Source organism: Streptomyces sp. NPDC006265 (genome assembly GCF_040613555.1).
Classification (GTDB): Bacteria; Actinomycetota; Actinomycetes; order Streptomycetales; family Streptomycetaceae; genus Streptomyces.
Genome location: NZ_JBEXSH010000360.1, coordinates 1 through 8,473, shown reverse-complemented (window position 1 = coordinate 8,473; position 8,473 = coordinate 1). Strand labels below are relative to the sequence as shown.

14 protein-coding genes are annotated in these 8,473 nt (G+C 69.7%); 3 read left to right on the top strand and 11 right to left on the bottom strand.

Features of this window, described 5'->3' with window-relative positions; genetic code table 11:
• Nucleotides 1-53 precede the first annotated feature (53 nt).
• The 11 genes from ABZ281_RS26340 to ABZ281_RS26290 form a co-directional block, all read right to left on the bottom strand.
• Entirely contained in the window at nt 54-1,205 is a 1,152-nt protein-coding gene (locus ABZ281_RS26340; protein WP_356659279.1) for a site-specific integrase, read from the bottom strand.
• Nucleotides 1,205-1,387, bottom strand: coding sequence for a helix-turn-helix domain-containing protein (locus tag ABZ281_RS26335; protein ID WP_062927388.1), 183 nt, complete (start codon nt 1,385-1,387; stop codon nt 1,205-1,207). The genes ABZ281_RS26340 and ABZ281_RS26335 overlap by 1 nt, the downstream gene beginning before the upstream one ends.
• Complete coding sequence (locus tag ABZ281_RS26330) at nt 1,380-2,681, bottom strand: replication initiator (RefSeq protein ID WP_356659284.1); 1,302 nt, start codon at nt 2,679-2,681, stop codon at nt 1,380-1,382. The genes ABZ281_RS26335 and ABZ281_RS26330 overlap by 8 nt, the downstream gene beginning before the upstream one ends.
• Before the next feature lie 140 nt (nt 2,682-2,821).
• Nucleotides 2,822-3,067: a SpdD protein gene (locus ABZ281_RS26325; RefSeq protein ID WP_356659277.1), complete on the bottom strand. Its 246-nt coding sequence runs from the start codon at nt 3,065-3,067 to the stop codon at nt 2,822-2,824.
• A gap of 24 nt (nt 3,068-3,091) precedes the next feature.
• A complete protein-coding gene (locus tag ABZ281_RS26320) occupies nt 3,092-3,286 on the bottom strand; it encodes a hypothetical protein (RefSeq protein WP_059419023.1) in 195 nt (64 codons plus the stop codon).
• Nucleotides 3,287-3,301: 15 nt separating this feature from the next.
• On the bottom strand, nt 3,302-3,493 hold the full coding sequence (locus tag ABZ281_RS26315) for a mobile element transfer protein (RefSeq protein ID WP_102910782.1): 192 nt from the start codon (nt 3,491-3,493) through the stop codon (nt 3,302-3,304).
• Between the two features lie 2 nt (nt 3,494-3,495).
• Complete coding sequence (locus ABZ281_RS26310; protein ID WP_356659274.1) at nt 3,496-3,681, bottom strand: hypothetical protein; 186 nt, start codon at nt 3,679-3,681, stop codon at nt 3,496-3,498.
• 16 nt (nt 3,682-3,697) lie between these two features.
• Nucleotides 3,698-4,360, bottom strand: coding sequence for a DUF2637 domain-containing protein (locus ABZ281_RS26305; protein WP_356659272.1), 663 nt, complete (start codon nt 4,358-4,360; stop codon nt 3,698-3,700).
• A gap of 82 nt (nt 4,361-4,442) precedes the next feature.
• Entirely contained in the window at nt 4,443-5,819 is a 1,377-nt protein-coding gene (locus ABZ281_RS26300) for an FtsK/SpoIIIE domain-containing protein (RefSeq protein WP_356659270.1), read from the bottom strand.
• The gene (locus tag ABZ281_RS26295; RefSeq protein ID WP_356659282.1) at nt 5,819-6,214 is read right to left on the bottom strand and encodes a hypothetical protein; all 396 of its coding nucleotides are present in this window, start codon (nt 6,212-6,214) and stop codon (nt 5,819-5,821) included. Before ABZ281_RS26295 ends, ABZ281_RS26300 begins: the two co-directional genes overlap by 1 nt.
• A 4-nt stretch (nt 6,215-6,218) precedes the next feature.
• On the bottom strand, nt 6,219-7,007 hold the full coding sequence (locus ABZ281_RS26290; RefSeq protein ID WP_020274970.1) for a GntR family transcriptional regulator: 789 nt from the start codon (nt 7,005-7,007) through the stop codon (nt 6,219-6,221).
• Between the two features lie 107 nt (nt 7,008-7,114).
• Between ABZ281_RS26290 and ABZ281_RS26285 the strand changes: the two genes are divergently transcribed.
• The 3 genes from ABZ281_RS26285 to ABZ281_RS26275 are packed head-to-tail and all read left to right on the top strand — an operon-like array spanning nt 7,115 to nt 8,374.
• On the top strand, nt 7,115-7,522 hold the full coding sequence (locus tag ABZ281_RS26285) for an NUDIX hydrolase (RefSeq protein ID WP_062931480.1): 408 nt from the start codon (nt 7,115-7,117) through the stop codon (nt 7,520-7,522).
• 46 nt (nt 7,523-7,568) lie between these two features.
• Complete coding sequence (locus tag ABZ281_RS26280) at nt 7,569-7,994, top strand: ATP-binding protein (protein WP_356659268.1); 426 nt, start codon at nt 7,569-7,571, stop codon at nt 7,992-7,994.
• Nucleotides 7,994-8,374 carry a hypothetical protein gene (locus tag ABZ281_RS26275; RefSeq protein WP_356659266.1) on the top strand — a complete coding sequence of 127 codons (381 nt, stop codon included), beginning with the start codon at nt 7,994-7,996 and terminating at the stop codon, nt 8,372-8,374. The genes ABZ281_RS26280 and ABZ281_RS26275 overlap by 1 nt, the downstream gene beginning before the upstream one ends.
• Nucleotides 8,375-8,473: the final 99 nt, after the last annotated feature.

Here is an 8,473-nt window from a genome sequence, read left to right as displayed (position 1 = left end):
CTTTCGTAGGTGCGAGCCCTTCTGACATCTACAGCTGACATCAACGAGCCTGGTCATTGACGACCGGGGCGTCTCCTGAGCAGGCGGTCCATGTGGCTCATGGCTTCGCGCTGCGTGTCCTGGACGACGTGGGTGTAGACGTCCATGGTGATGCTGATCTGTGAGTGACCGAGGATCTCCATCACGACGCGGGGCGCGACTCCGGCCGCCGTGAGCAGGGTGGCCGTCCCGTGGCGAGCGTCGTGCAGCCGGATCACGCGGAGGCCGGCGGACACGGCGACGCGGGTGAAGGAGCGGTACAGGTTGCGCGGCTCCACGGGGCGGCCGGTGCGAGTGGCGAAGACATAGTCCGACTCCTGCCACCTCTCCCCTGCCTTGGCGCGAGCGTCCGCCTGCCGTAGGCGGTGCCAGCGCAGGGGCGCGATGCAGAGGGCGGGCAGAGGGACTGCGCGGCGACGGCGGCTCTTGGGGTCGTCGTCGTACAGAACGCCACGGCGGCGCTGGACTTGGTGGCGGACGTAGAGGACACGGTTGTCGAGGTCGAGGTCCGACCAGCGCAGGCCCACGATCTCTCCTCGGCGGAGCCCCATGGCGATGGCGAGCACGAAGGCCGCGTAGAGCGGATCCTTGCGGGAGGCAGCGAGGAAGTCGAGCGTCTCGTCGAGAGTCCAGGGGTGCAGCTCGGGCTTGTCCGTGCGGGGCGGCTCGACGAGCTTGGCGACGTTGCGCGCGATGAGTTCCTCGCGACAGGCGGAAGACAGGGCCGAGCGCAGAACTCGGTGCGACTCCTTGGCCGTTGCGGCGGTCGTCTCCTTCTCCAGGCGGACGAGGAACCGGCGGACGTCGGCGACGCCGAGGGATTCCAGCCGCTTGGCACCGAGCAGGGGCACCAGGTAGAGCCGGACGTGTGCCTCGTACTTGTCGAACGTGCTGAGCTTCCGCCGGGGCTTGATGACGTTGTCCAGCCAGTACGGGAGCCAGTCCGAGAGCTTGGCCGACTTGGTGGGCACGGGCACGCCCTGGTCGACCTTGTCGAGCAGCTCACGACGCTTGCCGTCGCACTCGGCCCAGGTCTGGCCGTAGGCGAACTTACGGGCGCGGGTGCCGTCCGGCTGGAGGACGTAGACCGCGCACTGGAAGCGGCCGTCCTTGCGCTTGGTGATGGTGCCGGCGCCGTTGGGGTTCCGCTTGCGTTGCTGGACCATCAGGCGGCCGCCTCCAGTTCGTGGGTGATGTACTCGCGGACAGCCCGCGCGGGGATCCGACGGCACCGGCCGATGGTGATCGAGGGCAGACGACGGGAGCGGATGAGGTCGTAGACGGTTGAGCGGCCGAGCTTCAGCCGCTCCATCACGTCAGGCACCGTCAGCAGTTCGTCGTCATGCATGGGTGGGCTCTCCTTCCGTTCCGGGAGCGGGTTCGAGGGATGCGGCCAGCCAGGCTTCGGCGTCCGAGAGGCCGGTTCCGGCGAAGACCCAGTGCGAGAGCACGTAGGTCGTCTCGGGCTCGGGGCCGTTGGCAGGTGTGGCTTGCGCGCGGCGCCATTCGGCGCGGGCGTCGCGGAGGGCGCCGAGGGTGGTGGAGTAGCGGCGGGATTTGGTGGAGAAGTGGCCGCGGAAGCCGAGCATGTGGGCCCAGGCGCGCAGGCGGAGGTGTTCGAGGTCCTTGCGTGCGCCGAGGAACCAGGCGGTTCGGATCATGCGGCGGGCGTGGTTGCTGATGTCGAGCTGGGCGAGTTCGGCGGCGAACTTGAGCGGCCGGTCGAGAGCTCCAGTCGCCGTCTCAGCGCCCTTGGTGGCGTACTTGGCGATGTAGGCGGCAACAGCCCGCTCGGTGAGCTCCTGGCCGTCGTCAAAGTCGGCCGAGCGGATGGTGCGGACGTCGAGTTGGCGGCCGAAGGTGAAGGTGTGCGCACGGCCGTCGATGACCGGGCCGTCAACGCGAACCCTGGCAGCGGCAGCGCGGATCGCGTCCGTGAGTAGATCGGCGGTCGCCCAGGTAGGGGGTGGGGTGTCGCCGCCGCTGGGACCGTCGATGCGGATGACCGCGTGGAAGTGGACCGCGCCGCGCTTCTGGTACTCGGCGACCTTGGCGAAGCTCACGCGGGCGTGCTCGCGGAAGCGCCGCTGGGACAGGCCGGCGCGCTTGGCGACCTCTCGGCGCAGGTAGGTGGAGAAGCGCCGCCAGAGGGGACCGGCGTGGGCGTTCCAGAGGACTGCGGCTTCGTAGTCGTAGGTGTCCGGGTCGAGTGCGGAGCCGAGTTCGTCGTCGTCCTGGTCGTGGTGGGTGCCGCAGCGGCAGGGGCGACCGCTGGAGGGGCGGTTGTGGACCGGGCCGAAGCTCGGGGCGGTGAAGGTGGCGAACACGCGAGGGTGCGTGGCGACGTGTTCGGGGGTGCCCTTGCCGCCGCGCAGGCCGGAGGTGATCAGGTGGAAGGTGTCGCGGCGGTAGACCTCGGCGCAGGCCTGGCAACGGGTCGTGCGGCGGTTGTTGCAGCGGACGAGGAGCTGTCCGGCCGGGAGGCTGGTCGAGTCGAGGCGGTGGAGGACATTGCCGATCTCGCCGGTGCGGGTGTCTACGTCGTACTCGGTGCGGTGGCCGTCGAGGCGGATCGGGTGGGTGCAGCCGCCGAGTCCGGAGAGTTGGCGGAGGATACCCGGCAGCGTGCCCTGCGCGGCCAGGTTCGCGAGTTCCGGAAGTGGTGCCGGAGTGGTGCGGGTGAAGATGGCGTTTCCCCTTCTGACTTGCTGGGTCGGGAGGAGCAGGCGCCGGGGCGGCGAAATGCTTGGTCGTGTGCCGCCGCCCCGGAGGCCAGCGCGGTTCAGCGGCGGTGGTGGTCGCGGAGCATGGAGCGCAGGACGACGGCGGCAACGGCTACGGAGATGGCCGTGACGGCGACGGCCGCCAGGAGCGCGGTGAGGACGACCCCGCCGACGACCAGGGCCACGACGGTTTTCTGATCGATGGAGACCGACGGGAGCGAGCGCCGTACGGGTGCCGTCCCGGTCGGGGTGTGGGTGTGCGCGGGCGGCGAGGTCGGGCTGTCGGGGTACTTCGGGAGGAACACGGTTGCGTCTCCTTATCTACTCGTCTAGGCGTGTGAGCCGTTTATGACGGTCACGCCGGAGCGCGTGCCGGACTCGATAGCGGGGGCGAGGAAGGTGCGGGAGAGCCAGAAGCCGAAGAGAGTGATCAGGACGACGATCCAGACGCGGACGCCGAGGAACCTGACTGCTCCCCAGGCGAAGAAGCCGAGGACGACGACAAGCGGAAGGCTGACGGTCACGGGTCGGGAATCCTTTCAGCGCACGGGGCAGCGGTGGGTGCGGGCAGCCAGCTCGGCGGCGGCGCGGCTGTCGTAGTCGGCGGAGAAGCCGCAGCGCGGGGCCGTACAGGCGGCGGTGTGCTTCTCCCGGCCGCGACCGTCATAGGAGGTGCCGACCTGGACGGGGCCGATGCGGCTGACGTGGCGGAAGCGCTTCGGTGCGGGCATGGTCAGTCCTCCTGTCGCGGGCTGGGGCGGGGGAAGTCGCGCAGGATCCGGGCGGCTTCCTCCGGGTCCGGCGTGCGGTCAGCGGCTTCCTCGGCGAGGAGCCGGGCGAGCGCCGATCGGCCACTGACGGCCATGTCGCGGGCGGCTGAGAGGTAGTCGGCGGCCGTGTTGAAGCAGAAGAGCGGCATGATCTCCCTTTGCTGGTCAGGTGAGTTGGGCGGCGATGGCTTCGGCCATGGGCGGCGGGACACCGAGGCGGGCGCGCAGGGTCGGGGTGTCGATGGCCGTTCCGGTGCGGGTGCGGTGGTCGGCGGCGACTTTGCGGGCGTGCTCGACCAGGGCGGCCGGAACAGCGACCGGCGGAGGGGCCAACGGTGGGGCCGGTGCCGGTTCGGCCGCCGGTGGCGTCGGGAGGTCTGGCGTGGGATCGGGCACGTTCTCTTGGTCCTCGATGCCGTCGAGTTCCTGTTGGTCTACGGCGTCAGTGGTCGCGTCGTGCGCTGTCGGAGGCGAGTGGACCAGGAGGGTTCCGCCGAGGAAGGCGAGCGCGGGCCAGCCCGCTACGAGGATGCGCAGCCAGGCCGGTACGTGATCCAGGTCGAGCAGGCCGGCGGTGGCGACGTTCGCGCCCAGGGACGCGGCGAGTGCGATCAGGAACCAGCACCACCCGGCCGCTTTCGCCTCTCCGGAGCGCAGTCGGCGCCAGGCGGCGACGAGCAGCAGGTCAACGCTGATCGGGTAGGCCCACGCCTTCCACCCGTCCTGCCCGGCCGCCGAGGCGACATCGTGCAGGTGGGCGAAGGACAACGCGGCGGCGATGACCGCCTGAACGAGCACCGCATCGACACGGGCCAGGTGGGCACGCATGCTGCGGCTCCTTCCGAATTCGGGCATGGGGGGGTAGGGACATGGCGTGAGGCGGTCACGCCGACCGAGGTTGGGGGCGCGGTCAGTCGGCCACCGGCCGGGGCCGCACGGCCGGGCCCGGTATCTCGACGGGCCGTACGGGCACGTCGGGCCTGAAGGGCTTGAGCGCGGGCAGGTCGGGGACCAGGTGGGCCGACTCGCGGCAGGTCTCGGCAGCGTCGCCCAGCGACAGGTACGGCGTGCGGATGCGTGACCAGCCGCCGGAGGTGTCACCTGCGACGGCCAGGCCAGGGCGTTCAGGTGCGATGGCACATGCAGCCGAGACCGCCTCGGGTGCGATGTCGCCGAGCGCCATCTTCGCGGAGGCTTCGTCGTTGACGCGGTGGCAGACGCGGCCGGTCAACTGGGCTCGCAGCATGGTGGCGCCCTTGCCCAGCTCGGCGCCGAAGCGCTGGCCGCAGACCTCCAGGTAGATGCCGGCCGCGCGGCCGAGCTGGGCGAGGCGAATGAGCTGGGTGACCATCTCGTCCCGGCGTTCCTCGTCCTTCCTGGTGGCGACGAGGAAGAGTTCGGCCACCTCGTCCACGAACAGCACGAGGGGAACTGGGCGTTCAGACTCAGGCAGTCCCCAGATGTCGGAGGTGATCTCTTCGGCCGGGGTACCCGGGGCGATGCCTTGCCGGGCCTTGATCAGGTCGTATCGGTCCTCCATTTCCTTCACGAGCACGGGCAGCAGCTCGGCTGCCTGCTCCGGGTCGGTCGCCAGCGCGGAGAGCCGGGAGGCGAACGGCGCCAGCTCCACACCGCGCTTGCAGTCGATACCGACGAGGGCGACCGGCTGAGGGGCGAGCCCAGCGATCAGGTGCCGCAGGTACATGGATTTACCTGACAGCGTCGCGCCGAGGGTGAGTTGGTGGGGTACGGCCCGGTAGTCGCGTACGAACGGCATGGCGTCCTCCCGCAGCGCCACCGGCACCTGGAGGAACTCGGCGTCCACCTTGCGAGGCATACGCACCTGCCGCAGAACGTCGAAGCCGACCAGCCGCAGTTCGACCACACCGGGCTTGACCGTCGAGACGTACACGGCGTGAACGCCCCAGGCGTGCCGCAGCCGTTCCGCCGAGGCGGCGACATCGGCCGGTTCCTGCCCCGGAGCGAGCCGCAGACGGAGCCGCAGCCCGGTCGAGGTGGGGCGGATGATGCCCCGACGCGGCGGTACGGGACGAACTTCACGGCGAGTGGTGGCCTTAACCGCCAGCATCCGCAGCCGGGACGGAGCCACGGTCAGACCGCAGGCCTCCATGACCGAGCCGTACGAGCTGAGCAGCCGGGCCGTGGAAATCGGCAGGCCGACCGTGGACCAGTACACCCCGGGATGCTTGGCCCGGGCGTAGGCGGCCCCGCCGCCGAGTGCGGCGACAGGACCACCCACCTCCAGGAGCGTCGTCAGATCGGTCATCAGGCAGCGGCCCCGGAGGCGGCCGGGAACGCGGCCGGAGTCACCGCAGCGGCGCGGAACGCGATGCCGTGCCGCTGCTGCCCGTTGAAGACGCTCTCCCACGGACGGGCCACCAGCCCCGGCAGCGAGACCGGAGCACCGAGCGTCAGCCCCTCGGAGACTCCACTCTCAGGAACGGTGACCTTGATCAGCGAGGACTCGCCGTCCTCCAGGTAGACGACGCCCATGGTCATCAGGGCTTCACCGCTGGTGGCGTCCTTGGCGATCTCCCCCGTCTGCCGGTCGCGGACCTTGGGCTCGGGCGCCTCGGTCAGCAGGATCGTTGCGGCGGAGGTCTCTAGCCTGTTGGGGTGTACGAGTTCGGAGAAGCCTCCCCGCGCACCACCACAAGTCAGGCGCTCACGTCGCCGGGAGCTGGTACGACAGGACGTACGCGTCGGCCGCCATGACCGTGTCGCAGACCTCCACGGCCCGTCCCTCCTGGTCGAACGCCGTGCGGATCAGGTGAATGACCGGCACGCCGGAAGCCAGCCGCAGCGTGCGCACCTCGTCGGGCGAGGGCATCCGGGCACGAATCTCTTCCTCGAAGTGGTCGAGGCGGTGCCCCAGCTCCTCAAGCCGGGCGTAGATCCCACCGGGCCCGGGGTTGGGCTCGGCGATCGGCGTGCCCCGTGCGATGTCGAGCGGCAGATACGAGGTGGCGAACTCCACCGGCCGCCCGTCCAGCAGATACCGGCGACGCCGGGCGAGCACTCGCCGCACGGACCCGAGCCGGGTGGAGACGTCCTGGCTGGCCTTCTCCTCCTTGACCTCCAGGCTGTCCACCTGCGGGTGACTGCCGGCGGCGTCGGCCTCCACGATGAACGCGGACTTCCCCTGCTCGCGGTGGCGCCGGGCGAACCGGTCTGAGGCGAGCCGTCGTACAGGCGGGCGTGGTCGCACGAAGACGCCCTTGCCGTGCTCGGCGTGCACCAGGCCCTCGCCCTGGAGGACGGAGAAGGAGTTTCGAACCGTCATACGGGAAACCCCGTAATGCTCGACTAGTTCGGCCTCGGAGGGCAGCTTTTCGCCCTCCTTGAATCGGCCACGGTCGATGGCCTCGCGCAGCTGGTCGGCGATCTGCCGGAAGACCGCACGATCGCTCGTGGGGTCGAGATCGCCGAGGAGGCCGGAGGAAAGAGAGGGCACGTGTACTCCTTTAGGTATCTAGACGAGTGAGCGAGCTTTGTTGCTACGGTGGAGAGCCTAGCCAGCCGAGAGGGCAGAGGAACGTGAGCACCGACCGTCCGCACTCCGTGAGCGTCGCCGGAGTCATCGTCGACGACCAGGACCGCGCCCTCTTGATCAAACGCCGCGACAACGGCCACTGGGAACCCCCCGGCGGCATCCTCGAACGCGAGGAAACCATCCCCGAAGCCCTCCAGCGCGAAGTTCTCGAAGAGACCGGCATCAAGATCGCGCTTCCCGCGACCCTGACCGGGATCTACAAGAACATGAAGGGCTTGATCGTCTCCATGGTCTTCCGCTGCGAGGCCGCCGACGGCACACCCACCACCGGGGACGAGACCCGCGCACTGCGCTGGGCCACCCGCGAAGAAGTCATCGAACTCGCCGACGAGGCATACGCGATCCGCGTCCTGGACGCACTCGACGCGGTATCCCCGCCGGCCATCCGCGCCCACGACGGCGTGAAACTCGTCTAGCCCGAACCCGCTGCACATGGCGGCCTACCAGGACGAAGGAACTTGTATGCACGAGTATACGAGCACGGCCCGGGTCTGGGGACTCACTTGCCCAGGTTTTCCGGAAGAGGTCAGCCGGGCCCGCCGCTGGACACGGGACATCCTGCGGGGATCTCCCCTGGCCGAAGACGCCGAGCTGATCGTGAGCGAGCTGAGCGCGAACGCGATCCTCCACACGGCGAGCGGCGGACTCGGCAGCTTCCACCTGGCTCTCGCGGTCTCCCCGAAGGTGGTTGCCCTGTCGGTCACCGACGAGGGAGGGACAGTCACGGCCCCGAAGGTCGAGCGGCCGAGCGAGGACGCGGTACACGGCCGCGGCCTGGGCATGGTCAGCGTCATCGCACATCGGGTCGTCGTCCACGGCAGCCACAGCGGATACACCGTCACCGCGGAACTCTTCACGGACACCCAGCCGGGAGGACACCCGTGCTGATGGACAAGCCCCAGCGCGGTTTCTGGTGCGAGTGCTGGACGCAGGACGTCAACGACCAGACGGGACGGCCGGCGCTCCGGGCATCCTTCGACGCCTACTCAGCACCGCAGGCAGACAGATGGGTAGCGGTCGCCCTGCGCACCATCTCACCAGCACTCGACCCGGACGCCTCCGACGAGGCCTGGGAATGGCTCTACGACGGCCGCATCGACACGCGACGAGCCCTCCTACGCATGGAACCCTGCACGGTCTCCCTGACCCACGCCAGCACCCGCATCACATGGACGATCCGGCCAGTGGTCTTCCTACCGATGGCCCACCGTCAGGGGGTCGAACTCCCTGCCTGCGCATACGACTTCACGACCCACGCCACAGACTGAGTTACAACTTTCTCTACTGGTTCAAGTGCCCGCGCACGGCGCGGGCGCGGGGGGCCCCCTCGGGGCGGGCGGGCGGCCGGGGGCGGCCCCGCCGGGCCG